Origin of the sequence: Franconibacter sp. IITDAS19, from assembly GCF_023079515.1 — a bacterium.
Taxonomy (GTDB): domain Bacteria; phylum Pseudomonadota; class Gammaproteobacteria; order Enterobacterales; family Enterobacteriaceae; genus Franconibacter; species Franconibacter pulveris.
This window is the reverse complement of sequence record NZ_JALJCP010000008.1, coordinates 380,099-393,955: the sequence shown is the minus strand read 5'-3', so window position 1 is coordinate 393,955 and position 13,857 is coordinate 380,099. Positions and strand designations below refer to the sequence as shown.

At 59.6% G+C, this 13,857-nt stretch carries 12 protein-coding genes; 10 read left to right on the top strand and 2 right to left on the bottom strand.

The features are described from left to right. Positions 1-115: 115 nt before the first annotated feature. Positions 116-1,645, top strand: a complete 1,530-nt coding sequence (gene nuoM, locus MT962_RS18935; RefSeq protein WP_024556233.1) for an NADH-quinone oxidoreductase subunit M — start codon at positions 116-118, stop codon at positions 1,643-1,645. 6 nt (positions 1,646-1,651) lie between these two features. Beyond that, positions 1,652-3,139, top strand: a complete 1,488-nt coding sequence (gene nuoN / locus MT962_RS18930) for an NADH-quinone oxidoreductase subunit NuoN (protein WP_024556234.1) — start codon at positions 1,652-1,654, stop codon at positions 3,137-3,139. Positions 3,140-3,191: 52 nt separating this feature from the next. Here nuoN and rnz read toward each other — a convergent pair whose 3' ends face one another. After that, entirely contained in the window at positions 3,192-4,106 is a 915-nt protein-coding gene (rnz, locus tag MT962_RS18925) for a ribonuclease Z (RefSeq protein WP_024560394.1), read from the bottom strand. Between the two features lie 73 nt (positions 4,107-4,179). Between rnz and MT962_RS18920 the strand changes: the two genes are divergently transcribed. The 8 genes from MT962_RS18920 (at position 4,180) to menE (ending at position 12,136) form a co-directional block, all read left to right on the top strand. Next, a complete protein-coding gene (locus MT962_RS18920) occupies positions 4,180-4,629 on the top strand; it encodes a GNAT family N-acetyltransferase (protein WP_028020009.1) in 450 nt (149 codons plus the stop codon). A gap of 70 nt (positions 4,630-4,699) precedes the next feature. Continuing rightward, complete coding sequence (gene elaB / locus MT962_RS18915; protein ID WP_024556236.1) at positions 4,700-5,008, top strand: stress response protein ElaB; 309 nt, start codon at positions 4,700-4,702, stop codon at positions 5,006-5,008. 111 nt (positions 5,009-5,119) lie between these two features. Continuing rightward, a complete protein-coding gene (gene menF, locus MT962_RS18910; protein ID WP_024560393.1) occupies positions 5,120-6,409 on the top strand; it encodes an isochorismate synthase MenF in 1,290 nt (429 codons plus the stop codon). Positions 6,410-6,491: 82 nt separating this feature from the next. Then, complete coding sequence (gene menD, locus MT962_RS18905; RefSeq protein ID WP_247366220.1) at positions 6,492-8,162, top strand: 2-succinyl-5-enolpyruvyl-6-hydroxy-3-cyclohexene-1-carboxylic-acid synthase; 1,671 nt, start codon at positions 6,492-6,494, stop codon at positions 8,160-8,162. Next, a complete protein-coding gene (gene menH, locus MT962_RS18900; RefSeq protein ID WP_247366219.1) occupies positions 8,159-8,941 on the top strand; it encodes a 2-succinyl-6-hydroxy-2,4-cyclohexadiene-1-carboxylate synthase in 783 nt (260 codons plus the stop codon). Before menD ends, menH begins: the two co-directional genes overlap by 4 nt. Next, a complete protein-coding gene (gene menB, locus MT962_RS18895) occupies positions 8,938-9,795 on the top strand; it encodes a 1,4-dihydroxy-2-naphthoyl-CoA synthase (protein ID WP_024556240.1) in 858 nt (285 codons plus the stop codon). Before menH ends, menB begins: the two co-directional genes overlap by 4 nt. Further along, positions 9,795-10,760 carry an o-succinylbenzoate synthase gene (menC, locus tag MT962_RS18890; protein ID WP_247366218.1) on the top strand — a complete coding sequence of 322 codons (966 nt, stop codon included), beginning with the start codon at positions 9,795-9,797 and terminating at the stop codon, positions 10,758-10,760. The genes menB and menC overlap by 1 nt, the downstream gene beginning before the upstream one ends. Continuing rightward, on the top strand, positions 10,757-12,136 hold the full coding sequence (gene menE / locus MT962_RS18885; RefSeq protein ID WP_247366217.1) for an o-succinylbenzoate--CoA ligase: 1,380 nt from the start codon (positions 10,757-10,759) through the stop codon (positions 12,134-12,136). The genes menC and menE overlap by 4 nt, the downstream gene beginning before the upstream one ends. A gap of 18 nt (positions 12,137-12,154) precedes the next feature. Here menE and MT962_RS18880 read toward each other — a convergent pair whose 3' ends face one another. After that, the gene (locus tag MT962_RS18880; protein WP_024556243.1) at positions 12,155-13,603 is read right to left on the bottom strand and encodes a catalase; all 1,449 of its coding nucleotides are present in this window, start codon (positions 13,601-13,603) and stop codon (positions 12,155-12,157) included. Positions 13,604-13,857 lie beyond the last annotated feature (254 nt).

Sequence of the window (13,857 nt, the reverse complement as noted above, 5' to 3'; positions counted from 1 at the left end):
TTTGCAAGAATAAGTGAATTTTCTTTGCTGAGAATTCGTTGAAAATCAGGTCCCAGCGGACAGGCGGCTATGGCAGTGAGCCTGTCCGGGACTTTAACAAGGAATATTGATTGCCATGTTATTACCCTGGCTAATATTGATTCCCTTTATCGGCGGCTTTTTCTGCTGGCAGACGGAGCGCTTCGGCGTAAAAATGCCACGCTGGATTGCCCTGATTACCATGGGGCTGACGCTGGCGCTCTCGCTGCAACTCTGGTTGCAGGGCGGCTATTCACTGACGCAGGCGGCAGGGTTGCCGCAGTGGCAGTCAGAATTTGTTTTGCCGTGGATCCCGCGCTTTGGCATTACTATCCATCTCGCTATCGATGGGCTCTCCCTGTTGATGGTCGTGCTGACCGGCCTGCTCGGCGTGCTGGCGGTGCTCTGCTCCTGGAACGAGATTGAGAAATATCAGGGCTTCTTCCACCTCAACCTGATGTGGATTTTGGGTGGCGTAATCGGCGTCTTCCTTGCCATTGATATGTTCCTGTTCTTCTTCTTCTGGGAAATGATGCTGGTGCCGATGTACTTCCTGATTGCGCTCTGGGGCCATAAGGCCTCCGACGGGAAGACGCGTATTACCGCCGCCACCAAGTTCTTTATCTACACCCAGGCGAGCGGTCTGGTGATGCTGATCGCTATTCTGGCGCTGGTGTTTGTTCACTTCAGCGCGACCGGAGAATGGACCTTTAACTACCAGCAACTGCTGAAAACGCCGATGTCCCACAACGTGGAATGGCTGCTGATGCTCGGCTTCTTTATCGCGTTTGCGGTGAAAATGCCGGTAGTGCCGCTGCACGGCTGGCTGCCGGACGCCCACTCCCAGGCGCCGACCGCCGGTTCTGTCGACCTCGCGGGCATTTTGCTGAAAACTGCCGCCTACGGCCTGCTGCGCTTCTCCCTGCCGCTGTTTCCGAACGCGTCGGCGGAGTTTGCTCCCATCGCCATGTGGCTTGGCGTTATTGGCATTTTCTACGGCGCGTGGATGGCTTTCTCGCAGACCGATATTAAGCGCCTTATCGCTTACACCTCCGTTTCCCACATGGGCTTTGTGCTGATTGCTATTTATACCGGCAGCCAGCTGGCTTATCAGGGCGCGGTTATCCAGATGATTGCCCACGGTCTTTCCGCCGCCGGCCTCTTCATTCTCTGCGGTCAGCTTTACGAGCGTCTGCACACGCGTGACATGCGTCTGATGGGCGGTTTGTGGAGCAAGATCAAATGGCTGCCGGCGATGTCGATGTTCTTCGCCGTAGCGACGCTGGGTATGCCAGGCACCGGTAACTTTGTTGGCGAATTCATGATCCTCTTCGGCAGCTTCCACGTGGTGCCGATGATCACCGTCATCTCGACCTTCGGCCTGGTTTTCGCCTCTGTTTATTCACTGGCGATGCTGCACCGCGCTTACTTCGGTCAGCCGAAGAGCGAAGCGGCCCGTCAGGAGATCCGCGGAATGTCGCTGCGCGAGCTGTTCATCATTCTGCTGCTGGTGGCGCTTCTGGTACTGCTCGGCTTCTATCCGCAGCCGATTCTGGATACATCGCATTCCGCGATGAGCAATATCCAGCAGTGGTTTACTGATTCTGTTTCTACTACAAGGCCGTAATTCGCCATGACAATATCACTCCAACAATTGATCGCGCTGCTACCGCTGCTCGTCGTCGGCTTGACGGTAGTGGTTGTGATGCTCTCCATTGCGTGGCGACGCAACCACTTTTTAAATGCCACGCTGTCGGTCATCGGCCTGAACGCCGCGCTGCTGTCGCTCTGGTTTGTCGGCCAGGTGGGGCCGATGGATGTTACCCCGCTGATGCGGGTTGACGGCTACGCCATGCTCTACACCGGCCTGGTATTGCTGGCGAGCCTTGCGACTTGCACCTTCGCCTATCCGTGGTTGCAGACTTATCCGGATAACAAAGAAGAGTTTTATCTGCTGGTGCTGATTGCCGCGCTCGGCGGCATTCTGCTGGCTAACGCTAACCATCTGGCCTCGCTGTTCCTCGGCATTGAGCTTATTTCGCTGCCGCTGTTTGGCCTGATTGGTTACGCTTTCCGCCAGAAACGCTCGCTGGAAGCCGCCATCAAGTACACCATTCTCTCTGCCGCGGCCTCTTCCTTCCTGCTGTTTGGTATGGCGCTGGTGTATGCGCAGTCCGGCAGCCTGTCGTTTGTCAGCCTCGGCAAGAGCCTGGCGGACAACATGCTGCACGAACCGCTGCTGCTGGCGGGTCTTGGCCTGATGATTGTCGGTCTTGGCTTTAAACTCTCTCTGGTGCCGTTCCACCTCTGGACGCCGGACGTTTACCAGGGCGCGCCTGCGCCGGTTTCTACGTTCCTCGCTACCGCCAGCAAAATCGCTATTTTCGGCGTGGTGATGCGTCTGTTCCTCTATGCGCCGGTTGGCGACAGCGAGGCGGTGCGCGTAGTGCTGGGCATTATTGCCTTTATCTCCATCATCTTCGGTAACCTGATGGCGCTGAGCCAGACCAACATCAAGCGTCTGCTCGGCTACTCCTCCATTTCTCACCTGGGCTACCTGCTGGTGGCGCTGATTGCGCTGCAAAGCGGCCAGATGTCGATGGAAACTGTTGGGGTCTACCTGGCCGGTTACCTGTTCAGCAGCCTTGGCGCGTTTGGCGTGGTGAGCCTGATGTCCAGCCCGTATCGTGGCCCGGACGCGGATTCACTCTACTCCTACCGCGGTTTGTTCTGGCACCGTCCGATCCTCTCCGCCGTCATGACCGTAATGATGCTGTCGCTGGCGGGCATTCCGATGACCCTTGGCTTTATCGGTAAGTTCTACGTGCTGGCCGTGGGCGTGCAGTCGAGCCTGTGGTGGTTGACGGCGGCGGTGGTGGTGGGTTCCGCAATTGGTCTCTACTACTACCTGCGTGTGGCGGTGAGCCTCTACCTGAGCGCGCCTCAGCAGCTCAACCGCGACGCGCCGTCCAATTGGGCGTGGAGCGCCGGCGGTGTAGTGGTGCTGCTTTCCGCTCTGGTGGTGCTGGTGCTTGGCGTATGGCCGCAGCCGCTGATTACGCTGGTGCAAATGGCGCAGCCGCTGGCTGGCGCCGTGCAGGCCGCGCAGGTTATGCCATAAGCTTGTCGATGTAAGAAAAAACCGCCGCTTGTCGGCGGTTTTTTTATGGGCGCTATACCGTGATAGTCAGGAAATCTTCCGCCAGTTCGCTCGCCGGGAAAATGGCGCGCGCCTCTGACAGCAGCCGGAGGCAGGCCGCTGCGTCATAGCGGGAGCTGAAATGGGTCATGATGAGCCTGAGCGCCCGCGCCTCGCGCGCCAGTTCCGCCGCCTGATGGGTTGTGGAGTGGCCCCGGCTGTTGGCTTTCTCCGCCATGGCCGCCTCAAGCGTGGTTTCATGCACCATGACGTCTACCTCTTGCGCCAGCCGCAATGCCCCCGGCGTCGGGCCGGTATCGCCGAAAATCGCCAGCTTTTTGCCTTTTTGCGGTTCGCCCAGGTAATCGCGTCCGTCAATCTCGCGGCCGTCTTCCAGCCTTACTGTTTCGCCTCGTTTGAGGCGCTGAAAGAGCGGGCCTGGCGCAACCCCTGCGCGAGTCAGCCGCTGGGCATCCAGCTTGCCGGGTTTATCGTGTTCTTCAATGCGGTAGCCATAACACTCGACGGGATGTGCAAGCGCTACCGCGCTGACCTTCATTTCCCCGTCGTCAAACACCAGCCCCTCTGTGATTTCATGAATGGTCAGCGGAAAGCCCGCCCAGGAGCCGCTGAGCTTAAGCGACATGTTAATAAACTCCCGAATGCCCGCTGGCCCATAGATGGTAAGCGGCGCCTCGCTGCCTGCCATCGAGCGGCTGCACAGCAGCCCAGGCAGACCGAAAATATGGTCGCCGTGAAGGTGAGTAATGAAGATTTTATCGATCCTGCCGGGGTTAAACGCAGTGCGCAGCATCTGGTGCTGGGTGCCTTCGCCGCAGTCGAATAACCATAAACCGGGCCGGGCAAGAAGAGGGTTGAGCACCATGGCCGTTACGTTGCGGTTGCGGGTTGGAACGCCCGCTGAAGTGCCAAGAAAAGTCAGTTCCATAGAAAGGGTGCTCCCGTCTGGCGATAAAAGCCTTTAGTATAGCGATGAACCCCCTGTCACCAAGGAGCTTTTCATGATCCGCTGGCAAGACCTGCACCACAGCGAACTCGATGTGCCCACCCTATATGCGCTGTTGAAACTGCGCTGCGACGTTTTCGTCGTTGAGCAAAATTGCGTTTATGCCGATATTGACGGCGATGACCTGGTGGGAGAAAACCGTCATCTGCTGGGCTGGCGCGACGGCGAGCTGGTCGCTTATGCGAGGATTCTGAAAAGTGTCGAAGAAGAGGCGCCTGTAGCCATTGGTCGGGTCATTGTCTCTCGCGCCGCCAGAGGCGAAAAATTGGGTTATCAATTGATGGAGCAGGCCCTGGCTTCCTGTCAGCGGCACTGGCCGCAGCGGGCGATATACCTGGGCGCGCAGGCCCATCTGCAACCTTTTTACGCAAGCTTTGGCTTCCGGCCGGTGACGGAAATTTATGACGAAGACGGCATTCCTCATATCGGCATGGCGAAGGAATAGCAGTTACGCAAAAAGCGTGGCGTTGTCTATAGTTAGCAGACGGGTATTCACTAAAACACGGAGAACAGTTATGTCCGACTCACAACCGTATGAACCTCGTCTTGATGATGATCTCACTCTGCTGAGCGAAACGCTGGAAGAAGTCTTACGCTCCTCGGGCGACCCAGCCGATCAGAAGTATATTGAGCTTAAAGCCCGCGCAGAGCAGGCGCTGCACGATGTTAAAGCTCGCGTCAGCAATGCTTCAGACAACTACTACTATCGCGCGAAAAAAGCGGTTTACCGCGCGGATGACTACGTGCACGAAAAACCCTGGCAGGGCGTAGGAATTGGCGCTGCCGCAGGCCTGATATTTGGTCTTCTGCTGGCCCGTCGTTAATTCTTTACGCTCCAGCCGCCCTGAAATCACACCGCTGCGGCGGTGTGTCGTTTTATTCGGCCCTGCAGCCACATATAATGCAGGGTTTTTAAGGGAGGGGAGAGGTAGGTAGTGTTATCCATAGAAGATGCGTTACAGCGGCTTGCAGACCGACTGACGACGCCCTTACCAGACCAACCTGGTCTGCGCCGTTTGTGTACGCCTGTCACTCTAAGCGATGCCAGTGACCCGCTCGCCTGGCTTGCAAGCCAACCGTTTTTCCCTCAGTTCTACTGGCAGCAGCGCAGTGGCAGCGATGAAGCCGCCGCACTTGGCGCGCTTAAACGATTCAATTCTTTGCCGCAAGCGCAGGCTTTTCTCCAACAGGCGGATGAGCCTGAATTGCGCATCTGGGGCCTGAATGCCTTTAATCCTCACGAAGGCGACTTGTTTCTCTCTCGTCTCGAATGGCGACGACATGAAGGCCAGGCCTGGCTCTGCCTGCACCTCTGGAGCGAAACGTCGCTGAAAGAAGATGCCCGGCAGGCGACCGCTTTCCTGAACGCGCTCCAGCCTGCCAGACTGCTGCCGCCGCTTAATTCACGGCTGGTAGAAGAATGTCATATTCCCGATAAAGAAGGCTGGTGCGACCGGGTTCGTCTCGCTACCCGCGCCATACATCAGCAGGAGATGGATAAAGTGGTGCTGGCCCGCGCCAGCGATCTGCGTTTTGGCCGACCCGTCTGCGCGGCGGCGCTGATGGCTGCCAGCCGCCGGGTTAACCTCAACTGCTACCATTTCTATATGGCTTTCAGTGAGCACGACGCCTTTCTTGGCTCTAGTCCCGAGCGGCTCTGGCGACGCATCGACAGGGCGTTGCGTACCGAGGCGCTGGCGGGCACTATCGAAAATCATCCCGACGATCATCGCGCCTGGGCGCTTGGCCAGCTGCTGTTGGCCGATGACAAAAACCAGCGCGAAAACTTGCTGGTAGTGGAAGATATTTGCCAGCGTATAGAAAAACTCGGAGACGGCTACGACGTGCTGCCCCCGCAGGTGCTGCGCCTGCGCAAGGTGCAACACCTGCGCCGCTGTATCTGGAGCACGCTCTTTCAGCCGGACGATGCGCTGTGTCTGCAACAGTTGCAACCCACTGCGGCTGTCGCCGGGCTGCCACGCGAAGCGGCGCGGCTTTTTATTGGCGAACATGAACCTTTCACGCGCGGTTGGTATGCCGGTTCCGCAGGTTATCTCTCCCTTCAGCAATCTGAGTTCTGCGTGTCGTTGCGCTCGGCGCAGGTGACGGGCGATACGGTACGCCTCTACGCAGGCGCCGGGATCGTATCGGGGTCCGACCCGGAGCAGGAGTGGCAGGAGATTGAGAACAAAGCGGCAGGTTTGCATACGCTGCTGTGCCGCTAAGCGCCACAATCCCGATTCATATCAAAATACATGATGCCATAATCCTTATAATAACCGGGCAAAATTGATACCGGACAACATCATGTCGATAAGCTCCTTCAACCGACGCTGGGCTGCGGTCATCCTTGAGACGCTGACGCGCCACGGCGTGCGTCATATCTGTATCGCTCCCGGCTCACGCTCCACGCCGTTGACGCTGGCGGCGGCGGAAAATCGCGCCTTTATCGCCCATACCCATTTTGACGAACGCGGCCTTGGCCACCTGGCGCTGGGGCTGGCGAAGGGGAGCGGCGAGCCGGTAGCGGTGATTGTGACGTCCGGCACCGCCGTGGCGAACCTTTATCCGGCCATCATCGAAGCCGGGCTTACCGGTGAAAAACTCATTATGCTGACGGCCGACAGGCCGCCGGAGCTTATCGACTGCGGCGCGAATCAGGCCATTCGTCAGCAGGATATTTTTGCTTCTCACCCTGGCGTTTCTGTCGCGCTGCCCCGTCCCACGGCCGATATTCCCGCCCGCTGGCTCGTTTCTACGCTTGATGAAGCGATGAGCGGCGTGAAAGCGGGCGCGGTGCATATTAACTGCCCGTTTGCCGAGCCGCTTTACGGCGAGCTGGACGACTCGGGGCTGGCCTGGCAGCAGGCGCTGGGGGAATGGTGGCAGAGCGACCAGCCCTGGCTGCGTGTGAGCGAGGGGCAGGCGTGCCTCAAACAGCGCGACTGGTTTTTTTGGCGGCAAAAGCGTGGCGTGGTTATTGCGGGCAGGCTCTCGGCCGGCGAAGGCGAGCTGGTCGCCGCCTGGGCGAAAACGCTCGGCTGGCCGCTGATTGGCGACGTGCTGTCGCAGACGGGGCAGCCGCTACCCTGCGCGGATTTGTGGCTGAGCAATCGCCGGGCGACCGAATTGCTGTCGCAGGCGCAGCTGGTTATCCAGTTTGGCGCCAGCCTTACCGGTAAACGGCTGCTGCAATGGCAGGCGGCCTGCACGCCGGACGAGTACTGGCTGGTGGACTCGCTGCCCGGACGACTTGACCCGGCGCACCACCGCGGCCGCAGGCTGACGGCCAATATCAGCGACTGGCTTGAGCTTCATGCCGCGCAGAAACGCGCCCCCTGGGCGATGGCGCTTAAGGCGATAGCGCAAGAGGCCAGTCAGAGCGTTGAGCAGGCGACGCACGCCTTCGGCGAAGCGCAGCTGGCGCACCGCATTACGGAACTGCTGCCGCAGGCGGGCCAGCTTTTTGTCGGCAATAGCCTGGTGGTGCGGCTGGTGGACGCGTTTGCACAGCTTCCGGCGGGTTACCCGGTCTTCAGCAACCGCGGCGCGAGCGGCATTGACGGACTCATTTCTACCGCCGCCGGGGTTCAGCGCGCCACCGCGCGCCCGACGCTTGCCATACTCGGCGACCTTTCGGCGCTATACGATCTCAACTCCCTTGCCCTGTTGCGTGAGGCCTCTGCGCCAGTCGTCCTTATTGTCGTTAACAATAACGGTGGCCAGATTTTCTCGCTGCTGCCGACGCCCGCCGCCGAGCGTGAAAAATATTACTGCATGCCGCAAAACGTCACCTTCGGGCATGCTGCGGCAATGTTCGGGCTCAACTACGCCCGGCCCGAAAGTTGGCAGGCGTTATGCGATGCGGTGGAGGAGGGGTGGCGCACGCCGGGTGCTACGATTGTTGAACTTATCGTGTCGCCCACTGAAGGCGCGCAAACGCTGCAGCGGCTGGTTGCGCAGGTAAGCCAGGCATGAAGCTTCACGCAAAAGTTAAGCGGAGCGCTTTCGCCAATCAGCCATGGCTGGTCTGGTTGCATGGTTTTTTGGGTAACCATGAAGAGTGGCTGCCTGTAGCGACCCTGCTGCCGCAGTGGTCGCATCTTTTTATCGATCTTCCCGGGCACGGCGAGTCGTCGTGCATAGCGGCGCAGAATAACCAGCAGGTGAGCAAATGGCTCGCTGAAACTGTAAGTAGTTACAACATCCTTAAATACTGGCTGGCAGGCTATTCGCTTGGCGGGCGGATAGCGATGCAGTACGCCTGCCAGCAAGAGATAAGCGGATTACTGGGCGTGATTGTCGAAGGCGGTCATCCCGGCCTGACAAGCGCCGCTGAGCGGGAAGCGAGGCGCGAAGCGGACGGCCGCTGGGCGCAGCGTTTACGCGAGCAGCCGCTCTCCTTGGTGCTGGACGCCTGGTATCGCCAGCCGGTTTTCGCTTCGCTCACCGAAGCGCAGCGCGCCGCGTTAGTTACGCTGCGCAGCCGCAATAATCCGCAGGCGCTTGCCGCCATGCTGGAGGCAACGTCGCTTGGCCGCCAGCCCGATCTGCACGCGCCGCTGGCAAAGCTCGGCTTGCCGTTTCATTACCTGTACGGTGAAAAAGATAACAAATTCGGCGCGCTTGCGACGCAACTTACCGCATCGCGCCACCCTATTGCCGCAGCCGGCCACAACGCCCATCGGGAAAATCCGCAAGCGGTGGCGAACTGCATCACTGACATTTTGCTGCAACATGCTAAGGAAGAACCATGATTTACCCTGATGAACAGCGGCTCTATGCGCCGGTCGAATGGCGGGATTGCTCAGAAGGCTATCGCGACATTCGTTACCATAAATCCATCGACGGCATCGCGAAAATCACCATTAACCGTCCCGAAGTACGCAACGCGTTTCGCCCGCTCACCGTTAAAGAAATGCTGCAGGCGCTGGCGGACGCGCGCTATGACGATAATATCGGCGTTATTATTCTCACCGGCGAAGGGGAAAAAGCGTTCTGCGCGGGCGGCGACCAGAAGGTGCGCGGCGACTACGGCGGTTATCAGGATGATTCCGGCGTGCATCACCTTAACGTGCTCGACTTTCAGCGCCAGATCCGCACCTGCCCGAAGCCGGTGGTGGCAATGGTGGCGGGCTATTCCATCGGCGGCGGTCACGTATTGCATATGATGTGCGACCTGACCATTGCGGCGGAAAACGCCATCTTCGGCCAGACCGGACCTAAAGTCGGCTCCTTTGACGGCGGCTGGGGCGCTTCCTATATGGCGCGCATCGTCGGGCAGAAAAAAGCGCGGGAAATCTGGTTCCTTTGCCGTCAGTACGACGCGCAGCAGGCGCTGGATATGGGGCTCGTGAATACGGTAGTACCGCTGGCGGAGCTGGAAAAAGAGACGGTGCGCTGGTGTCGTGAAATGCTGCAAAACAGCCCGATGGCGCTGCGCTGCCTGAAAGCGGCGCTCAACGCCGACTGCGACGGCCAGGCGGGCCTGCAGGAACTGGCGGGCAACGCCACCATGCTGTTCTATATGACCGAAGAAGGCCAGGAAGGGCGCAACGCGTTCAACGAGAAGCGCCAGCCGGACTTCAGCAAGTTTAAGCGTAACCCGTAATGCGACGCGCTCAGGTTTACCGCTATTCGCTGCCGATGGACGCAGGCGTAGTGCTGCGCGAACGGCGGCTGAAATGTCGTGAAGGGTTGCTGGTTCGCCTTGGCGAAGGCGAGCGTGAAGGGTGGGGCGAGGTGGCGCCGCTGCCAGGCTTCAGCCGGGAGACGCTGGAAGAGGCGCAGGCGGCAACCGTTGCCTGGGCTCAAGCCTGGCGCAGCGGTCAGGCGGTTTCGCTGCCCGGTCTGCCAGCCGCCGATTTCGGCGTAAGCTGCGCGCTGGCGGAGCTTGGCGGCGAACTGCCGCTGAAGGCGGATTTCCGCGTCGCGCCCTTGTGCAGCGGCGACCCGGACGAACTCTTCGCCACGCTTTCCGCGATGCCGGTCGAGAAAATCGCCAAGGTAAAAGTCGGGCTTTATGAAGCGGTGCGCGACGGCATGGTAGTCAATCTGCTGCTGGAGGCGTTGCCCGACCTGCGTCTGCGCCTTGACGCCAACCGCAGCTGGACGCCGCTTAAGGCCCGACAGTTCGCAAAATATGTCAACCCGGCGAACCGCCCCCGCATTGCGTTTATTGAAGAACCCTGCCAGCGCCGCGAGCAGTCGCGCGAGTTCGCCCGCGAAACGGGCATCGCCATCGCCTGGGACGAAAGCCTGCGGGAAGCGGATTTTACTTTTGACGCCGAACCCGGCCTGAGCGCGGTAGTTATCAAACCCACGCTGACCGGAAGCCTCACTAACGTGCGCGAGCAAATCGCGCAGGCGCACGCGCTGGGGCTTGAGGCGGTAATAAGCTCTTCTATTGAATCGAGTCTCGGGTTAACGCAACTGGCGCGCCTGGCCGCCTGGCTCACGCCGATGACCGTACCGGGGCTGGATACGCTCTCTTTAATGCAGGCGCAACTGGTGCGCGAGTGGCCGGGCAGCGCGCTGCCTTGCTGGCCGGTGGAAAATCTGGAGCCGCTGCTATGAGCTTCACCACATGGCCGTGGCGCCACTGGCGAGCAGAGCGCGGGGAAGCGATAGCCCTGCGCACAGCCAGGGAGCACTTTACCTGGCGACAATTATGCGAGCGTGTCGACGCGCTGGCGACGGGCTTTCATCAGCAAGGCGTCAGAGAAGGCGCGGGCGTCGCTTTGTGCGCTAAAAACAGTCCGCAAGCGCTCTTCGCCTGGCTTGCGTTGTTGCAGTGCGGCGTGCGGGTCTTGCCGCTTAACCCGCAGCTCCCTGCGCCTATGCTCGCGCAACTACTGCCTGCGCTTTCACTGGACTACGCGCTGGTTTGCGGCGACGCGCCGCCGCCGCCGGGCCTGCCGCTGCTTGCCATGCGCGAAGAAGCCGCCGCTGCGCATGCGGTTGGCTGGCAGGCTGAACGCTTTGCGTCCATGACGCTCACTTCCGGCTCGACAGGCTTGCCGAAGGCGGCGGTGCACAGCGCCGGCGCGCACCTTGCCAGCGCTGCCGGGGTGCTGGGTGAAATTCCCTTTGCCAGCGGCGATTGCTGGCTGCTCTCCCTGCCACTCTATCATGTCTCCGGGCAGGGCATTTTCTGGCGCTGGCTGCTGGCGGGAGCGGGCCTTGCGACGCGCGAATCGCAACCGCTGGCGCAGGCGCTGGCGGGCTGTACCCACGCTTCGCTGGTGCCTACTCAGCTGTGGCGGCTGCTGGAAGAAGGGCTGGCTATCCCGTCCCTTAAAGCGGTGTTGCTGGGCGGCGCGGCGATTCCGGTGGCGTTAACCGAAGCGGCGCATAAGCGCGGCATTGCCTGCTGGTGCGGCTACGGCCTGACCGAATTCGCTTCTACCGTCTGCGCGAAAAAAGCGGACGGGCAGAGCGACGTCGGTTTTGTTCTGGCAGGACGGGAAGTGAAAATCGTCAACAACGAGATTTGGCTGCGCGGCGCGAGCATGGCGGCGGGATACTGGCGCGAAGGTGGCCTACAGCCGCTGACAAATCGCGAAGGATGGTTCGCCACCCGCGATCGCGGCGCCTGGCTTGGCGAAAGGCTGCGCGTGCTGGGGCGTCTGGATAATCTCTTTTTCAGCGGCGGCGAAGGCATTCAGCCGGAAGAGGTGGAGCGGGTCATCGCTGCACACCCGCATGTGCGGCAGGCTTTCGTAGTGCCGCTGGAAGACAAAGAGTTTGGCCACCGTCCGGTGGCGGTGGTGGAGTGCGACGAAGAGGCGCGCCCAGAGGCGCTTGCGTCATGGGTACGAGATAAACTGGCGCGCTTTCAGCAGCCGGTGCGCTGGCTCCCGCTGCCCGAGAGTATAAAAAACGGCGGGATTAAAATCTCCCGCCGTCAGCTTTCAGAATGGGTGGTTAACGAACTCTCCCCCAGCCATTAATGGAGGAGGCCAGCGCGGTTAGCGTTTCGCTTTCAGCGCCGCCAGCGCGGCCGCCACGCCCGCGCCATATTCCGGGTGAACTTCGCTGAAGATGCCTATCTGGCGCTCCTGAATAAACGCCGGCACGCTCTGGATATCCTCCGCGATGCGGTTGTACATGCGTTGACGCTCTTCCTCGCCGATGAGGTTGAACAGCGCGCGCGGCTGGGTGAAGTAATCGGTATCTTCGCGGTGGTTCCAGTGATCCGCCGCGCCTTCAATGCTCAGCGGCGGCTCGCTGTAGTCCGGCTGCTCCTGGAATACGCCAAAGCTGTTCGGCTCGTAGGTCGGGCCGTTGCCGCTGTTACCGTCGACGCGCATCGCGCCGTCGCGATGGTAGTTGTGGAACGGGCAGCGCGGCTTGTTCACCGGGATCTGGTGATGGTTTACCCCAAGGCGATAACGGTGCGCGTCGCCATACGAGAAGAGACGTCCCTGCAGCATACGGTCCGGAGAAAAGCCGATGCCCGGCACGACGTTCGCCGGCGACATGGCGACCTGCTCCACTTCCGCAAAGTAGTTGTCCGGATTGCGGTTCAGCTCCAGCACGCCCACTTCAATCAGCGGATAGTCGGCGTGCGGCCAGACTTTCGTCAGGTCGAACGGGTTATACGGCGTCTGTGAGGCTTCCGCTTCCGGCATGATCTGCACATAAAACTTCCAGCGCGGGAAATCGCCTTTTTCGATGGACTCGAACAGGTCGCGCTGGGCGCTTTCACGGTCTTCGGCAATCAGGCGCTTCGCGTCGTCGTCCATCAGGTTATGAATGCCCTGTTCGGAACGCAGGTGGAATTTAACCCAAAAACGTTCGTTATTGGCGTTGATAAAGCTAAAGGTGTGGCTGCCGAAGCCGTGCATTTCCCGGTACGAGCGCGGCAGGCCGCGGTCGGAGAAGTCGATAGTCAACTGGTGCACCGTTTCCGGCTGCAGCGAGAAAAAGTCCCATTTGTAGGTCGGGTTGCGCAGGTTGGTGCGCGGGTCGCGCTTCACTACATGGTTGAGATCGGGGAATTTCAGCGGATCGCGCAGGTAGAAGACTGGGGTGTTGTTGCCCACCAGATCCCAGTTTCCCTCTTCGGTGTAAAACTTAATGGAAAAGCCGCGAATATCGCGTTCGGCGTCGGCCGCGCCGCGTTCGCCCGCCACCGTTGAGAAGCGGATAAACAGATCCGTTTTCTTGCCGATCTGCGAGAAGATTTTCGCACGGGTGAAATCGGTAATATCCCGGGTTACGGTAAAGGTGCCATAGGCGCCGGAACCCTTCGCGTGCATGCGGCGCTCCGGGATCACTTCGCGATCAAAATGCGCCAGTTTCTCCAGGAACCAGACATCCTGCAGCAGCATAGGTCCACGACGTCCCGCCGTCATGGAGTTATTGTTATGGGCCACCGGTGCGCCTGACGCCGTGGTTAATCCTTTTTTACTCATCGTTTTTCTCCCGCAACAGGTAAGTCGTTTGATTGTAATTGTCTATTGATTACTGAATTATCCTCGGCGATATTTTTAGATTAATCGTTGATCTTGGGCAATCTGGCTGTTCCTATTGCAGTTATCTTTGCCACCTTTCGTTAAGCAAAAAGATTCATTTTCACCTGGTTACAAGTCCAGGCTAACGCTAAAGCCCTGATACATTGCTTCCCCGCCGGATAGCGGTACAATGCCGCTGCTTTTTTTGGGATCCT

Coding starts and splice junctions, on each gene's coding strand:
- rnz (WP_024560394.1), bottom strand. CDS start 4,106: ATGGAACTGACTTTTCTTGGCACTTCAGCGGGCGTTCCAACCCGCAAC.
- MT962_RS18920 (WP_028020009.1), top strand. CDS start 4,180: ATGATCCGCTGGCAAGACCTGCACCACAGCGAACTCGATGTGCCCACC.
- menH (WP_247366219.1), top strand. CDS start 8,159: ATGAAGCTTCACGCAAAAGTTAAGCGGAGCGCTTTCGCCAATCAGCCA.
- MT962_RS18880 (WP_024556243.1), bottom strand. CDS start 13,603: ATGAGTAAAAAAGGATTAACCACGGCGTCAGGCGCACCGGTGGCCCAT.
- menC (WP_247366218.1), top strand. CDS start 9,795: ATGCGACGCGCTCAGGTTTACCGCTATTCGCTGCCGATGGACGCAGGC.
- nuoM (WP_024556233.1), top strand. CDS start 116: ATGTTATTACCCTGGCTAATATTGATTCCCTTTATCGGCGGCTTTTTC.
- nuoN (WP_024556234.1), top strand. CDS start 1,652: ATGACAATATCACTCCAACAATTGATCGCGCTGCTACCGCTGCTCGTC.
- menE (WP_247366217.1), top strand. CDS start 10,757: ATGAGCTTCACCACATGGCCGTGGCGCCACTGGCGAGCAGAGCGCGGG.
- menD (WP_247366220.1), top strand. CDS start 6,492: ATGTCGATAAGCTCCTTCAACCGACGCTGGGCTGCGGTCATCCTTGAG.
- elaB (WP_024556236.1), top strand. CDS start 4,700: ATGTCCGACTCACAACCGTATGAACCTCGTCTTGATGATGATCTCACT.
- menB (WP_024556240.1), top strand. CDS start 8,938: ATGATTTACCCTGATGAACAGCGGCTCTATGCGCCGGTCGAATGGCGG.